This window comes from Phytobacter massiliensis JC163 (genome assembly GCF_000321045.1).
GTDB classification, from domain to species: domain Bacteria; phylum Pseudomonadota; class Gammaproteobacteria; order Enterobacterales; family Enterobacteriaceae; genus Phytobacter_A; species Phytobacter_A massiliensis.
The window spans coordinates 219,770-234,396 of sequence record NZ_HE578945.1; the positions used below are offsets into that span (position 1 = coordinate 219,770).

Annotated in this window: 15 protein-coding genes, 6 tRNA genes and 1 other RNA gene; 7 read left to right on the forward strand and 15 right to left on the reverse strand. The window is 54.9% G+C overall.

Annotated features, from left to right (window positions below; all coding sequences use genetic code 11):
- A partial coding sequence (locus ENTHG_RS01270; RefSeq protein WP_044172616.1) for a putative quorum-sensing-regulated virulence factor occupies nt 1-104 on the forward strand: 104 nt, incomplete at its 5' end.
- Here ENTHG_RS01270 and ENTHG_RS01275 read toward each other — a convergent pair.
- Nucleotides 101-1,102 (reverse strand): bile acid:sodium symporter family protein, encoded by a 1,002-nt coding sequence (locus ENTHG_RS01275; RefSeq protein ID WP_044172619.1) that lies wholly within the window; start codon nt 1,100-1,102, stop codon nt 101-103. The two genes, ENTHG_RS01270 and ENTHG_RS01275, sit on opposite strands and share 4 nt — an antisense overlap.
- An 88-nt stretch (nt 1,103-1,190) precedes the next feature.
- Here ENTHG_RS01275 and ENTHG_RS01280 point away from each other — a divergent pair, with 88 nt between their 5' ends.
- Nucleotides 1,191-2,114, forward strand: a complete 924-nt coding sequence (locus ENTHG_RS01280) for a LysR family transcriptional regulator (protein WP_044172622.1) — start codon at nt 1,191-1,193, stop codon at nt 2,112-2,114.
- Here the strand turns inward: ENTHG_RS01280 and ENTHG_RS01285 are convergent.
- From ENTHG_RS01285 to ENTHG_RS01305, 6 genes are all read right to left on the reverse strand, one after another.
- Nucleotides 2,111-2,446, reverse strand: a complete 336-nt coding sequence (locus tag ENTHG_RS01285; RefSeq protein ID WP_044172624.1) for a FlxA-like family protein — start codon at nt 2,444-2,446, stop codon at nt 2,111-2,113. The genes ENTHG_RS01280 and ENTHG_RS01285 overlap by 4 nt on opposite strands.
- Before the next feature lie 332 nt (nt 2,447-2,778).
- A non-coding RNA gene (locus ENTHG_RS23910) (RtT sRNA) lies at nt 2,779-2,904 on the reverse strand.
- 29 nt (nt 2,905-2,933) lie between these two features.
- A tRNA-Lys gene (locus ENTHG_RS01290) sits at nt 2,934-3,009 on the reverse strand.
- A 4-nt stretch (nt 3,010-3,013) separates the two neighbouring features.
- Nucleotides 3,014-3,089: transfer RNA gene (locus ENTHG_RS01295), tRNA-Val, on the reverse strand.
- Nucleotides 3,090-3,136: 47 nt separating this feature from the next.
- Nucleotides 3,137-3,212: transfer RNA gene (locus ENTHG_RS01300), tRNA-Val, on the reverse strand.
- Nucleotides 3,213-3,257: 45 nt separating this feature from the next.
- Nucleotides 3,258-3,333: transfer RNA gene (locus ENTHG_RS01305), tRNA-Val, on the reverse strand.
- Between the two features lie 256 nt (nt 3,334-3,589).
- Between ENTHG_RS01305 and gltX the strand changes: the two genes are divergently transcribed.
- On the forward strand, nt 3,590-5,005 hold the full coding sequence (gltX, locus tag ENTHG_RS01310; RefSeq protein ID WP_044172626.1) for a glutamate--tRNA ligase: 1,416 nt from the start codon (nt 3,590-3,592) through the stop codon (nt 5,003-5,005).
- 32 nt (nt 5,006-5,037) lie between these two features.
- Here gltX and ENTHG_RS01315 read toward each other — a convergent pair whose 3' ends face one another.
- Nucleotides 5,038-5,430, reverse strand: a complete 393-nt coding sequence (locus tag ENTHG_RS01315; protein WP_044172629.1) for a YfeC-like transcriptional regulator — start codon at nt 5,428-5,430, stop codon at nt 5,038-5,040.
- Nucleotides 5,431-5,433: 3 nt separating this feature from the next.
- The gene (locus ENTHG_RS01320; RefSeq protein ID WP_044172632.1) at nt 5,434-5,796 is read right to left on the reverse strand and encodes a YfeC-like transcriptional regulator; all 363 of its coding nucleotides are present in this window, start codon (nt 5,794-5,796) and stop codon (nt 5,434-5,436) included.
- A 220-nt stretch (nt 5,797-6,016) separates the two neighbouring features.
- On the opposite strand from ENTHG_RS01320, the gene ENTHG_RS01325 reads away from it, so the two are divergent.
- Both ENTHG_RS01325 and ENTHG_RS01330 read left to right on the forward strand, forming a co-directional pair.
- Nucleotides 6,017-6,092 (forward strand) — tRNA-Ala (locus ENTHG_RS01325).
- Between the two features lie 40 nt (nt 6,093-6,132).
- Nucleotides 6,133-6,208 (forward strand) — tRNA-Ala (locus tag ENTHG_RS01330).
- Between the two features lie 115 nt (nt 6,209-6,323).
- Here ENTHG_RS01330 and nupC read toward each other — a convergent pair.
- Complete coding sequence (gene nupC, locus ENTHG_RS01335; protein WP_044172635.1) at nt 6,324-7,526, reverse strand: nucleoside permease NupC; 1,203 nt, start codon at nt 7,524-7,526, stop codon at nt 6,324-6,326.
- A 349-nt stretch (nt 7,527-7,875) separates the two neighbouring features.
- Here nupC and ENTHG_RS01340 point away from each other — a divergent pair, with 349 nt between their 5' ends.
- Nucleotides 7,876-9,114, forward strand: coding sequence for an Nramp family divalent metal transporter (locus tag ENTHG_RS01340; RefSeq protein WP_044172638.1), 1,239 nt, complete (start codon nt 7,876-7,878; stop codon nt 9,112-9,114).
- Nucleotides 9,115-9,153: 39 nt separating this feature from the next.
- Here ENTHG_RS01340 and ypeC read toward each other — a convergent pair whose 3' ends face one another.
- The 3 genes from ypeC to ENTHG_RS01355 all read right to left on the reverse strand — a co-directional run bounded on the left by ypeC (nt 9,154) and on the right by ENTHG_RS01355 (nt 11,924).
- The gene (ypeC, locus tag ENTHG_RS01345) at nt 9,154-9,480 is read right to left on the reverse strand and encodes a DUF2502 domain-containing protein YpeC (protein WP_044172640.1); all 327 of its coding nucleotides are present in this window, start codon (nt 9,478-9,480) and stop codon (nt 9,154-9,156) included.
- Between the two features lie 108 nt (nt 9,481-9,588).
- A complete protein-coding gene (gene mgrA, locus ENTHG_RS01350; protein WP_044172643.1) occupies nt 9,589-10,587 on the reverse strand; it encodes an L-glyceraldehyde 3-phosphate reductase in 999 nt (332 codons plus the stop codon).
- 104 nt (nt 10,588-10,691) lie between these two features.
- On the reverse strand, nt 10,692-11,924 hold the full coding sequence (locus ENTHG_RS01355) for an ion channel protein (RefSeq protein ID WP_044172646.1): 1,233 nt from the start codon (nt 11,922-11,924) through the stop codon (nt 10,692-10,694).
- Nucleotides 11,925-12,099: 175 nt separating this feature from the next.
- Here ENTHG_RS01355 and glk point away from each other — a divergent pair, with 175 nt between their 5' ends.
- A complete protein-coding gene (glk, locus tag ENTHG_RS01360) occupies nt 12,100-13,065 on the forward strand; it encodes a glucokinase (protein ID WP_044172650.1) in 966 nt (321 codons plus the stop codon).
- On the opposite strand, the gene ENTHG_RS01365 is transcribed toward glk, so the two are convergent.
- Both ENTHG_RS01365 and ENTHG_RS01370 read right to left on the reverse strand, forming a co-directional pair.
- Nucleotides 13,062-13,790, reverse strand: coding sequence for a LytR/AlgR family response regulator transcription factor (locus tag ENTHG_RS01365; RefSeq protein ID WP_044172652.1), 729 nt, complete (start codon nt 13,788-13,790; stop codon nt 13,062-13,064). The two genes, glk and ENTHG_RS01365, sit on opposite strands and share 4 nt — an antisense overlap.
- Nucleotides 13,791-13,802: 12 nt before the next feature.
- A partial coding sequence (locus ENTHG_RS01370; RefSeq protein ID WP_071825781.1) for a sensor histidine kinase occupies nt 13,803-14,627 on the reverse strand: 825 nt, incomplete at its 5' end.

Sequence of the window (14,627 nt, forward strand, 5' to 3'; positions counted from 1 at the left end):
AAGAGGCGTTTCCGGCAGGGCATCTTGGCGAGCTCCTGCAGCTGACGCTGTTAATTAAAACCGAGGGGCTGAGCCAGCTGGTGCAGCCCCTGCGGCGTCCTTAAGCTTTCGCGGCGCGGGCCTGCTCCTGCGCCTGCAGTTTCTCGGTCTGGGTTTTATAGCGGCGCGCCAGCACTGCGCACACCATGAGCTGAATCTGATGGAAGATCATCAGCGGCAGCACCATCATACCAATCACCGAGGTCGGGAAGAGAATATTGGCCATTGGAATGCCGTTGGCCAGGCTTTTCTTTGAACCGCAGAAGACGATAGTTATCTCATCCGCCTTATTGAAGCCGCATTTTCTGGCAACCACGACATTCACCGCAATCACAATCGCCAGCAGGACGATGCTGACCACAACGATAAAGAGCAGCGAACCGATCCCTACTTTGTGCCAGATACCGTTGACCACCGCTTCGCTGAACGCCGAGTAGACCACCAACAGGATTGAGGTCTGGTCGGTTTTGGCGATCCATTTTTTGTTTCGCGTCACCCAGTCACCGATCCACGGGCGCGATAAATGGCCCAGCACAAACGGTAACAGGAGCTGCAGCATGATCTTGCCGACCTGCTCAAAGCTGCCGCCCGCGCCGTGCAGGTTCATCAGCAGCCCCACCAGCAGCGGCGAAAGGAAAATGCCTAACAGGCTGGAGGCCGAGGCCGAACAGACCGCGGCCGCAACGTTACCTCCCGCAATGGAAGTAAAGGCAATTGCAGACTGCACCGTGGCCGGCAGGATACAGAGATAGAGAAAGCCGGTATAGAGCTCTTTGCTGACGTTTACCGGCGCCCACCAGGCAAACAGCACGCCCAGCAGCGGAAACAGAATGAAGGTACTGCACATCACCCACAGATGCAGACGCCAGTGGCTGCCGCCCGCGATAATCGCTTCGCGCGAGAGCTTGGCCCCGTGCATAAAGAACAGCAGCGCGATAGCGGCGTTGGTCAGCCATTCAAAAAAGGGCACAAACCCGCCGCGCGCAGGTAAAAAAGAGGCCAGCAGGACCGTGACTATCAACACCAGCGTAAAAGGGTCAAGGATACGAAGTAAAATTTTCATAAGCGCTCCACAAATCAGTGCCGTTATTTTGCTTTTTTTGTTTATAGAAATAAAATTGATTTATTGCATCTATTTATGAATAAAAAAGATGAATTACTCGTTACGACAGCTGCGTGTGTTTGTCACCGTAGCACAGGCTAAAAGCTTTAGCCGGGCAGGGGATATCATTGGCTTAAGCCAGTCTGCCGTTAGCCATAGCGTCAAAGAGCTGGAGCAGCAGACCGGCGTGCGTCTTATTGACCGGACCACGCGGGAAGTTGTCCTCACCGAGGCGGGGCAGCATCTGGCTGCCCGGCTTGAGCGGGTGCTTGATGAACTGAACAGTACGCTGCGGGAGGCAGGGCAGGTGGGGCAGCAATTAACCGGCACCGTACGCGTGGCGGCCAGCCAGACCATTTCAGCGCACCTTATCCCGCAGTGTATCGCCGAAAGTAACCGTCGTTACCCGGAGATCAACTTTGTTCTGCACGATCGTCCGCAGCAGTGGGTGCTGGAAAGCATTCGTCACGGAGAAGTGGATTTTGGCATTGTTATTGACCCCGGCCCGGTAAGCGATCTGGAGTGCGATGAGATTCTCTCGGAGCCATTTTTTCTGCTCTGTCGGGATGATCACCCCTGGGCTTCACAGACGACGGTTCCCTGGAGTGAACTCCAGCAGGTGCGGCTGGTGGTGCAGGACTACGCGTCCGGCAGTCGACCTTTGATTGACGCGGCGCTTGCACGTTTTGGTATTCAGGCGGCCATTGTGCAGGAGATTGGTCATCCGGCGACAATATTCCCAATGGTGGAAGCGGGTATTGGCAGCAGCATCCTGCCTGCGCTGGCGTTACCCTTGCCTCAGGGGAGCAGGCTCTGTGTAAAACGGCTTATTCCTGAAATTGAGCGCAAGATTATGCTGGTGCAGCGCAAGAACCGCTCTCTGTCCGGCGCGGCGCAGGCGCTCCGGGAGGTCGTTCGCCAGCAGGCCTGCGCGCTAAATCGGGCCAGAGAGAGCGATCCGCTTTTTAATTAGATGTAGATGTCAATCTGATGATCGGCGGAAGGGTTATTGACCCCTTCGGCTTTGCTGGCCTGCTGTTTTTCTTGCGCTTTCTGCTGCGCTTCCTGAGCCTGTTTATTTTGCAGCTGTGCCAGTTGCGCCTGCAGCATATCAATTTGCGTCTGGATCAGCTCCTGCTGCTTTTTTTTGTCCTCTGCGCTGCCCTGGGAGCCAGAGATATCTTTCATCTGCTGCGTGAGTTTCGTTATCTGCTGCATGATACGGCTAATCTGCGAGGCGATATCGCTGCTGGCGGAAGACGCGGAAGTTTGCGCCGAAGACGTGGTTGCCTGTACTGATGTCATTGTAAATCCCTCTTGCCATAAACAACTGTTATCGGCATAAGCGTCAATGTCTTGAGCATTTTTGAAGCGCAGGGGAGTCCCGGGTGCGCGTTTGCTGAGAGGTAGCCCGGATAAGGCGAAGCCGCATCCGGGAAAACGGGGTTATTGCAGGCATAGCAAAAAAGCGCCTTTAGGGCGCCTTTTTACATTGGTGGGTCGTGCAGGATGACGCCCTTCGGGCCGTCGTCGTAAACGACGACGTTGCCTCACGATGTTCGGCTCGAACCTGCAGCAGGTTCGAATCTTCCGTAATGCAGATAGCAAAAAAGCGCCTTTAGGGCGCTTTTTTACATTGGTGGGTCGTGCAGGATGACTCGCTTCGCTTGCCCTTCGGGTCGTCGTCGTAAACGACGACGTTGCCTCACGATGTTCGGCTCGAACCTGCAGCAGGTTCGAATCTTCCATAATGCAGATAGCAAAAAAGCGCCTTTAGGGCGCTTTTTTACATTGGTGGGTCGTGCAGGATTCGAACCTGCGACCAATTGATTAAAAGTCAACTGCTCTACCAACTGAGCTAACGACCCGAAGTGGTGGGTGATGACGGGATCGAACCGCCGACCCCCTCCTTGTAAGGGAGGTGCTCTCCCAGCTGAGCTAATCACCCACTTCGGTACTTCATTATTGTTGTAAGAAATCCAGCTGGCGAGAAAGTGGTGGGTGATGACGGGATCGAACCGCCGACCCCCTCCTTGTAAGGGAGGTGCTCTCCCAGCTGAGCTAATCACCCACTTCTCAATTTCTTACTTACACGGCGGAGACTACATAAAGTAGTTGGTGGGTGATGACGGGATCGAACCGCCGACCCCCTCCTTGTAAGGGAGGTGCTCTCCCAGCTGAGCTAATCACCCCCGCTGTGTGGAGTCGCATTATAGGGAGAGTTGAAAATGAGTCAACGCATTTTCTAAAGAAATTGTTTGTTCGTCGTAAAATTAAACAAACCGCTGCGTAATCGAGCGTGGACGCATGATTTATATACAAAATACGCATGAATGGCGGTGATTGCGGCAACATCATTGAGGAATCACCCTACAGTGATAGAATATCGCCCGTCATTTTCCAGGAGTTGCCGGCTGTCGGCACATTTATCAAACGTAAGGCCATTTCATGAAAATTAAAACTCGCTTCGCGCCAAGCCCGACCGGCTACCTGCACGTTGGCGGCGCGCGTACTGCTCTCTATTCCTGGCTTTTTGCGCGTAACCACGGCGGTGAGTTCGTGCTGCGTATTGAAGATACCGACCTTGAGCGCTCCACGCCGGAAGCTATCGAAGCCATTATGGATGGCATGAACTGGCTGAATCTGGAGTGGGATGAAGGTCCATATTTCCAGACTAAACGTTTTGATCGCTACAATGCGGTTATTGATGAGATGCTGGAAGCGGGCACTGCCTATAAATGCTACTGCTCCAGAGAGCGTCTCGACGCGTTACGCGAAGAGCAGATGGCGAAAGGCGAGAAACCCCGTTACGACGGCCGCTGCCGTCACGGTCACGAACACCACGCTGACGACGAGCCGTGCGTGGTGCGTTTCGCTAACCCGCAGGAAGGGTCCGTTGTTTTTGATGACCAGATCCGTGGGCCGATCGAATTTAGTAACCAGGAGCTGGACGATCTTATCATTCGTCGTACTGATGGTTCCCCGACCTATAACTTCTGCGTTGTGGTGGATGACTGGGATATGGCGATTACCCATGTTATTCGCGGCGAAGACCATATCAACAACACCCCGCGTCAGATTAATATTCTGAAAGCGCTGAACGCGCCGGTGCCGGTATATGCCCATGTTTCCATGATTAATGGCGATGACGGTAAAAAGCTCTCTAAACGCCACGGCGCGGTAAGCGTGATGCAGTACCGCGATGACGGCTATCTGCCGGAAGCGCTGCTGAACTATCTGGTGCGTCTGGGCTGGTCCAGCGGCGATCAGGAGATCTTCACCCGCGAGGAGATGATCAAGCTGTTCTCCCTGAACGCGGTTAGCAAATCCGCCAGCGCGTTTAACACCGATAAACTGCTGTGGCTGAACCATCACTACATCAACACCCTGCCGGCTGAATATGTGGCCACCCACCTGCAGTGGCATATTGAGCAGGCGAACATCGACACCCGTAACGGCCCTCAGCTTGCCGATCTTATCAAGCTGCTTGGCGAGCGTTGCAAAACGCTGAAAGAGATTGCCGAAAGCTGCCGCTACTTCTACGAAGATTTTGCCGAGTTTGATGCGGACGCGGCGAAAAAACACCTGCGTCCTGTCGCTCGTCAGCCGCTGGAAGTGGTGCGTGACAAGCTCTCAGCTATGACGGAGTGGAGCGCTGAAAATGTGCACCATGCGATTCAGGCAACCGCCGATGAGCTGGAAGTGGGCATGGGTAAAGTCGGTATGCCGCTGCGCGTTGCCGTGACCGGCGCGGGCCAGTCCCCGGCGCTCGACGTGACGGTACACGCTATCGGCAAAACGCGAAGCATTGAGCGTATCAATAAAGCGCTGGCGTTTATTGCCGAGCGCGAAAGCCAGCAGTAAGCATGAAAACGGCAGGGAAACCTGCCGTTTTGTTATGCGTTTTCGTCGTTAATGCCAAGCCGGTGCATAAAGCCGCGAATCCCTTCTCTGGACAACAACACTCCCAGCCGCTCCAGTTCATCTGGCGTCATATTCTGCAAAACGTCGACAATTTTACGCAGCGCGGGTGAATAGTGGGCTGCATCATAAGCGGGAGTCGGCTCCGCCATCGCCACCGGCGCAAGACGATGACGCATTGAAGGCGTTTTCATAATGAAACTGCGCACCGACTTATCGATATGAATCAGGCGCGCCCGACCACCTTTTACGCCGGACAGGCTTTCAGTGGTCCACTTCTGTTCACGGATCCATCTGTTAACGGTTTGCTTCGCCACGCCGAGAAAATCAGCCAGTTCCTCGGTGGTCATTTTTGTTGGTAGTTTCATGGTTTAGTTCTGCTCGCGGATCCCCAGGCGTAAAAGCAACCCTGTAATGCCGTCACGTAATAAAAGCGAAGAGAGCTGCTTTTGCTCGGGCGCGGTCATCTCCCGGGCCAGCGTCAGGAGTAATGTTTCCAGCGAAGGTGCGGGGGCAGCGACTGCCGGGAAGGTTACCTCCTGCGCGGTTCGCTGAGCGTTGCGGATAAACTCTCTGACCTGCTCATTAACATGCACCAGACGCGCTTTGCCGCCCTGTATGCCGGGACGCGGGGAGGTGACCCAACCCTGTTTGCGCACCCATTTATTAATGGTCTGACGACTGTAACCAGTAAGCTCGGCAAGCTCATCCGGCGTCATTCGTTCCTTGAGCATGTTATTTCCAGAGTGAATGTATGGGTAATTAGTGGAAGATGTTATAGCATCATTTTAGGCGAAAATGTGACATGTTTAACCCCTGGCTGCGAGATGGCTCGCAATGTCATTCTTTTGCCTGCTTTTTCAGCGGTTGAACGGGCGGGATTCATTTTGCCGTTGACACCTGGCGAGGGAATTCATATTATGCCGCCCGTCAACACGACACGCTTTACGCGATGGGGCTATAGCTCAGCTGGGAGAGCGCTTGCATGGCATGCAAGAGGTCAGCGGTTCGATCCCGCTTAGCTCCACCAAATCATTTACCCGGAAGATTTGGTGCGTAAAGAACAATGTGGGGCTATAGCTCAGCTGGGAGAGCGCTTGCATGGCATGCAAGAGGTCAGCGGTTCGATCCCGCTTAGCTCCACCAAAATTCAGACCCTCGCTTCGGCGGGGGTTTTTTGTTTTTGTCGTTCTGAAAAGGTTAATTCTGGAAAGGAAGCGGGGAGATAAACCGGGGTGGCCCCCGGTTTATGGGTGAAGGGTTACAGCACCAGCGCGGCGATAGAAGCGGACAGTACGCTTACCAGCGTTGAACCGTAAACCAGCTTAAGGCCGAAGCGGGATACCACGTTACCCTGCTCTTCGTTCAGGCCTTTGATCGCGCCCGCGATGATGCCGATAGAAGAGAAGTTAGCGAAGGAAACCAGGAACACGGAGAGAATGCCTTCCGCGCGCGGCGACAGGGTGGAGGCAATCTTCTGCAGATCCATCATGGCCACGAATTCGTTAGAGACCAGTTTGGTCGCCATGATACTGCCAACCTGTAACGCCTCAGATGACGGCACGCCCATTACCCAGGCAACAGGGTAGAAGATATAACCCAGAATGCCCTGGAAAGAGATGCTGTAGCCAAACCAGCCGGTAACGGTGGCAAACAGGGCGTTCAGCGCGGCGATCAGTGCGATAAAGCCAATCAGCATCGCTGCAACAATAATCGCTACTTTAAAACCGGCCAGAATATATTCACCCAGCATCTCGAAGAAGCTCTGTCCTTCATGCAGGTTGGACATCTGAATATTTTCTTCGCTGGCATCAACGCGGTAGGGGTTAATAAGCGAAAGCACGATGAAGGTGCTGAACATGTTGAGCACCAGCGCGGCGACCACGTATTTCGGGTCCAGCATGGTCATATAAGCGCCGACAATCGACATGGATACGGTGGACATGGCCGTAGCCGCCATGGTGTACATGCGGTTGCGCGACATCTTGCCAAGAATATCTTTATAGGCGATGAAGTTTTCAGACTGACCCAGAATCAGGGAGCTGACCGCGTTGAATGACTCCAGCTTGCCCATGCCGTTAATTTTCGACAGGACGGTGCCAATGGCGCGAATAATAATCGGCAGTACGCGAATATGCTGCAGAATACCGATCAGAGCGGAAATAAAGACGATCGGGCAGAGCACTTTCAGGAAGAAAAACGCCAGGCCTTCATCATTCATTTTGCCGAAGACAAAGTTAGTACCTTCATTAGCGAATCCGAGCAGTTTTTCGAACATTTCGGAAAAGCCCTTCACGAAGCCCAGACCTACGTCGGAGTTCAGGAAGAACCATGCCAGTAAAACTTCGATAACCAGCAGTTGAACAACAAAGCGAATGCGGATTTTTTTGCGATCGCTGCTTACCAGCAGGGCAAGCAGCGCCACAACAGCAAGCGCCAGAACAAAGTGCAGAACGCGGGACATATTTGCTCCAAATATGAGACGGGTAGGAATTTTGTGCACATTCTATGTAACAAGCGTAAAGAAAACGAGATCAAACACACAGTATATTAATGACCTGTGACCCGACTCATAAATTAGTGATCCACCATACATTTCGTTTATGTTAAGTAATGAAGTGAAAAGTTGCACGGTGCTGCTAAACTCTTAACACAATTCTGCGAGACAAGTCGCGGGAAGCCTTCATTAAAACCAGCCCTTCTATCGTTTTCGGCTATCAGAGAAATCCATCAAACCCATTCTAAATGAACTTGATAATCATTCTCACTTTGATAGCATGAAACATAGCAAAGGCTATATTCAGGGGCAATAAATGGACAACAGTCGCGTTGAAAGAGGTAGTGGGCGTGCAGCGCGCAAATTAAGGCTCGCGTTGATGGGCCCGGCGTTCATTGCGGCGATCGGCTATATCGATCCCGGCAATTTTGCCACTAATATTCAGGCGGGGGCCAGCTTTGGCTACCAGCTGCTGTGGGTTGTGGTCTGGGCAAACCTGATGGCGATGCTGATTCAGATCCTGTCGGCGAAACTGGGTATTGCCACCGGTAAAAACCTGGCGGAGCAGATCCGCGACCATTATCCGCGCCCGCTGGTCTGGTTTTACTGGGTACAGGCGGAAATCATCGCCATGGCGACCGATCTGGCCGAGTTTATCGGCGCGGCAATTGGCTTCAAGCTGGTGCTGGGCGTCTCGCTGCTGCAGGGAGCGGTGCTCACCGGGATTGCGACTTTCCTGATTCTGATGCTGCAGCGCCGGGGGCAAAAGCCGCTGGAAAAAGTAATTGGCGGTTTGCTGCTGTTTGTCGCCGCCGCCTATATTGTTGAGCTGGTCTTTTCCCGGCCGGAACTTGCGCCGTTGGGCAAGGGGATTTTAATTCCCAGCCTGCCCGGCACCGGGGCCGTGTTCCTGGCCGCGGGCGTGCTTGGCGCAACAATTATGCCGCACGTCATCTATTTGCACTCTTCCCTGACTCAACATTCTCAGCAGGGGACACGGCATGAGCGTTACTCCGCCACCAAATGGGATGTCGGTATCGCGATGACCGTTGCAGGGTTTGTTAACCTGGCAATGATGGCGACGGCCGCCGCGGCGTTCCATTTTAATGGCCATACGGGGATTGCCGATCTGGATGAGGCCTATCTGACGCTGGAGCCGCTGTTAAGCCATGCGGCGGCCACGGTGTTCGGCCTAAGCCTGGTGGCCGCAGGGCTTTCATCCACGGTCGTGGGCACTCTGGCGGGGCAGGTAGTCATGCAGGGATTCGTGCGTTTTAATATTCCGCTGTGGGTCCGGCGCGTCGTTACCATGCTGCCGTCATTCATTGTGATTCTGCTTGGGCTGGACCCTACCCGCATTCTGGTGATGAGCCAGGTACTGCTCAGTTTCGGTATCGCGCTGGCGCTGGTGCCGCTGCTTATCTTCACCAGCGATCGTGCGCTGATGGGGGAGCTGGTCAACACGCCGCTGGTAAAACGCACCGGCTGGCTTATCGTTGCCCTGGTCGTGGTGTTGAACGGCTGGCTCTTAGTGGGAACCGCCTTAGGGCTGTAAACAGATAAAAGAAAAGGAGCGCATCTGCGCTCCTTAATATTAGTGGTGGTGGCCGTGACCGCGCCCCGGACCGCGATGGTCGTCGCGGTCGCGCCAGCCTTCACGATAACCGCGCTCATACGCGTTGCGTTTATCCCAGCCGCGATGGTAGCCGCGGTCGTGCATACGCCAGCGGTGATCGCGCCATTCATAATGACGATGCCAGTAATCCCGGTCGCGCCAGCGGCCGCCGTCCCAGTAATTACCGTAATTATCGCGATCGCCGATTTGCAATTTTATCGACGGCAGCAGGGTGATTTCGCCAGCGGTAACTGCCAGAGGTGCGCAGGCGGTTAAAAGTGCTGCAAGGACCAGTGACCTGAACATAGTTTTTCTCCTTCACGATCGGGTCTGTTGCAGCAATATTACGATGTCATAACATTTCAGACTTCGGTGTAACTCTTAAATCAGCGGTGACAGCACTTTTTGCTAATTTTATACCGCGTCATGGAGTATGGCCTCTATCCCGGCGCATTCCGCGGCGCTGAAATGCCGGTTCTCCAGCATACCCACTGCGTCATCCAACTGGCTGGTTTTACTGGCGCCAATCAGTACCGAGGTGACTTTATCCTCGCGCAACACCCAGGCCAGCGCCATCTGCGACAGCTTCTGCCCCCGTTTAAGGGCCAGCGCGTTAAGCATGCGCACCTTCTGCAGTTTCTCGTCGGTTAGCTGGTCAGGATTGAGGAAGCGGCTACCGCTGGCGGCGCGGGAGTCCGCCGGGATGCCGTTGAGATAACGGTCGGTAAGCTGACCGCCTGCCAGCGGCGAAAAAGCGATGCTGCCGACGCCCTTCTCCTGCAGCAGCGCCAGCAGATCTTTCTCTACCCAGCGTTCAAACAGGGAGTATTTCGGCTGGTGGATTAAGCACGGCGTGCCCAAATCGTCCAGGATATCGATAGCCTGGCGGGCGAGCTCCGTCGGGTAGTTCGACAGGCCAACATAAAGCGCTTTACCCTGGCGCACGATATGGTCCAGCGCGCGCATGGTTTCTTTAAGCGGCGTTTCTGGGTCGGGACGGTGGTGATAGAAGATATCCACGTATTCCACCCCTAAGCGCCGCAGGCTTTGATCAAGGCTGGCTATCAGGTACTTGCGTGAGCCCCAGTCGCCATAGGGGCCATCCCACATGGTATATCCCGCTTTGGTAGAAATAATCAGTTCGTCACGATACGGCAGAAAATCTTCCTGCAGCAGGCGGCCAAAATGGCGTTCCGCCGAGCCGGGCGGCGGCCCGTAATTATTGGCGAGATCGAAGTGGGTAATACCGGCATCGAAAGCATGCCGTAACAGCTGGCGGCTGGTCTCAACCAGCGTGGTATCGCCAAAATTGTGCCATAGCCCAAGTGAAATCGCCGGGAGCTTTAACCCGCTCGCCCCACAGCGGCGGTATTCCATTTTCTGGTAGCGATCCGGGGAAGCCTGATAAACCATATCTGCGCACCTGTTGTCAGTGTATACGTTTACACAAAGGCTTTGAGCTTACACCAGCGCGTCGTTTATCGCTCACCCCAATAGCGGAACTTCGCTCCGACGCACTATTTTTTGCGCGAGGCGATCATCATTGGTTTACCGGCCAGCAGCAGCCAGGCGGGCAGCATCACGATACAGAGCAGCGGCAGCAGCGATGTATCCGGCACGACCGCTGCCGCCATGAACAGACTCAGCCAGGCGTCGCGGGTGACGACCAGCACTATTCCCATAATGGCGCAGGAGACGGTAATCGCCGCGGGAACGGCTTCAACATGCTCATGCAGCATCAGCCCCAGCGCCACCCCCACAAACACCGCCGGGAAAATACGCCCGCCGCGAAAGCCGCAGGAGGCGGCCACTACCAGCGCGGCCAGTTTCACCACGGCAAATAGCAGGTAGTCCATTACCGAATAGGTCTGGGCGAAGGCCATCTGCTGCATCTCATCCAGCCCTTTGAACAGGGTGACATTGCCGCCGATAACCCCGAGCACGCCCAGCGCAAAGCCGCCAATGCCAAGCATCAGAATCGGGTTTTTAATCCGGTGCATCAGCTGGTGCAGGCGCGGCAGACACCATACGGCCACCATCCCCAGCGCAATAGCGAAGGCGCAAACCACCGCGCCGCTCAGAATATCGATCAGATGCATCTGCGGATAATGGGCGATAGAGAGGGCGAAATGCGGGTGGAAGAACAGGCCGGTAGTCAGCGCGCCTGCGGCGGCGGCCATCAGGGGAGCAAACAGCCTGTCCCACAGTGGGATATCATTACTGGCGTTTAGCGTCTGGGAGAAGATCAGCGCGGCGGCGACCGGCGTGCCGAACAGCGCGCCGATGGTGCCGGCGGAGGCAAGGATTGTCCAGTCCAGCGACGCAACTCGCGGAAACAGCCTGCCGCCAAGGGCAACCGCCAGCGCAATGTTGAGCACCATAATCGGGTGTTCCGGCCCGAGGCTGACGCCACCGGCAAGGCCAACCACCAGCGCCGCCAGCAGCCCGGGGAGGGCGGAAAGCGCGACCGGCGCGCCGATGAGCGGCTCGGTCGCCGGGTCCGGCCCACCGTGCCCGTTGCTGTAGCGGAGAATAAGCCCGACGGCCACCCCGGTTAGGGTGAGCATCAGGATGACCCACACCGGCGAGTCTGGCGTCAGCCCCATACGGTAAGGCAGCGCCGCCCAAAGCAGGTTTTGTAAAACGGCGGCGATCTTCATCACCAGCAATAAGACAAGGCTGGAGGCCACGCCAATCGCCAGCGCAGGGAGCGCCAGCACCAGCATTGTTCTGGCTCGCGGATGGAGCATGTTGGGTTCCTTATAATTAAGCGCGAAGCAACTGTAACGGTATCCGAAGCATGGCACTAATCTGTGATGAAGATCGATTATCACAGGCCAGTCGTGCTATGTTCATTGTCGTTACAGCGCCTTGAATTTACAGTGTGCCAAGGATTTATTTTGACTTTAGCGGAGCCGTAAAAGAATGACAAAATATGCTTTAGTAGGAGATGTAGGCGGCACAAACGCGCGGCTGGCGTTGTGTGATATCAACAGCGGAGCCATTTCACAGGCTAAAACCTACTCCGGTCTGGACTATCCCAGCCTTGAAGCGGTGGTACGCGTCTACCTCGACGAGCATAAGGTAAGCGTTGAAGATGGCTGTATTGCTATCGCCTGCCCGATTACCGGCGACTGGGTAGCAATGACCAACCACACCTGGGCCTTCTCCATTGAAGAGATGAAAAACAACCTCGGGTTCGCGCATCTGGAAATTATCAACGATTTCACCGCCGTATCCATGGCGATCCCGATGCTGAAAAAAGAACACGTTATCCAGTTTGGCGGCGGCGATGCGGTGGAAGGCAAACCTATCGCGGTCTACGGCGCGGGAACCGGGCTGGGCGTCGCCCATCTGGTGCACGTCGATAAACGCTGGGTGAGCCTGCCGGGCGAGGGCGGCCATGTGGATTTCGCGCCGAACAGCGAAGAAGAGGGGATTATCCTTGAAGAACTGCGCGCAGAGATTGGCCACGTATCCGCCGAGCGCGTGCTCTCCGGCCCCGGGCTGGTTAACCTCTACCGGGCGATTGTAAAATCAGACGGTCGCCTGCCGGAAAACCTGCAGCCGAAAGATGTCACCCAACGCGCGCTGGAAGATACCTGTATTGACTGCCGCCGGGCGCTGTCGCTGTTTTGCGTCATTATGGGGCGCTTTGGTGGTAACCTGGCGCTGACCCTGGGCACCTTTGGCGGCGTTTATATCGCGGGCGGTATCGTGCCGCGCTTCCTCGACTTCTTCACCGCCTCTGGTTTTCGCGGCGGCTTTGAAGATAAGGGCCGCTTTAAGGCCTACGTACAAGACATCCCCGTCTATCTTATCACCCATGATAACCCCGGGCTGCTGGGCTCCGGCGCCCATCTGCGCCAGACGCTGGGGCAAATCCTTTAAAGATGCATTAACTGCCTGAACTCTTTAACCTTACTGCGGCTGACGGGCACCTGGAAATCCAGGTCCCGCAGCCGCACGATATAGGTGTTATTGAACCAGGGCTCAATTTCGCGGATTTTATCCAGATTCACGCAGAACGAGCGGTGGCAGCGAAAGAAGTGAGCCGCCGGCAGCTTGCTGCAAAATTCAGTGATATTCATTGGCATCACGTAAGATTCACGTCGGGTATAGACAAAGGTCATCTTTTCGTGGGCTTCGGCGTAATAAATATCATGAATGCTGGTGACAATAATCCGCTCATCCTTGACCAGGTTTATGGTGGCGTTTTCCCGCGCGACCGGGCTGACTACTGCCGCGTTTTGCTGCTGCCAGGCGGCTTCCAGCTTTTGCAGCATGCTGATGATGCGCGACTCCTGATAAGGCTTAAGGATATAGTCGAACGCCTCCAGTTCGAAGGCCTCGACGGCGTGCTCTTTCCAGGCGGTAATAAACACGATGAAAGGTTTATGGGCGAACTGGCTGATATTTTGCGCCAGCAGCACGCCATCCAGCGACGGAATATTAATATCAAGAAAGAGGGCGTCGACTTTGTTGTGCTGCAGATATTTCAGTACGTCCAGCCCGTCATCAAACGTGCCGACGATTTCCATCTGGCTGTGCTCTTTTATTAGCCAGCTTAATTCCTGCTGCGCCAGGATCTCATCTTCAACAATGATGACTTTCATCCGTTTCTCCTGTCAGGGCAGCAGCGTGGCCGAGGCGGCCACCGGTGCGGCGTGTAAGGGAACATAAAAGGCGATTTCGGTGCCTGGGGTCAGGCGGCGAATATGCAGCCCTTCGCCATACAGCAGCTTCACCCGCTGATGAACATTAAGCAGCCCGATTTTGTTGCCGGGCATTTCGTCGGCTTCCACCCGGGCAATCATCTCCTCGGCGATGCCGTTGCCGGTGTCGCGCACGGCAATACGTACCCGGTTTCCACACTCCGCCACGCTAATGGTGACGACCCCTTTGCCTTTGCAGGGCTGGATACCGTGGACGATGGCATTCTCCACCAGCGGCTGGATAAGCAGGCTGGGTATCACGCAGCTGACCTCTTCATCAATATCGTAGATGACCGTCAGCTTGTCGCCGAAGCGCGCCTGCTCAATAGCAATATAATCTTTGATTTGATACAGCTCTTTTTTGATGTCGATTTGCTCATCGTCTTTTAATTCAATGTTATAGCGCAGATAGCGCGACAAATTAAAAATCAGCTGTCGGGCGGTATCCGGATTCAGCCGAATAGATGACGAAATCGCATTCAGCGCGTTGAACAGAAAGTGGGGGTTGATCTTGCTCTGTAACGCCCGCAGCTCGGCTTTATTGGCCATTTCACGCAGCTGTTCGGCGCGGGAGACTTCCAGCTGCGTGGAGATGATTTGCGACAGCCCGACCGCCATCTCCTGTAAAGAAGAGGTGATTTGATGGGCATGACAGTAGTAGATTTTCAGCGTGCCGGTCACGATGCCCTTTTCCCATAGCGGGATCACCAGCATGGAGTGAATTTCCGGGGTACGATG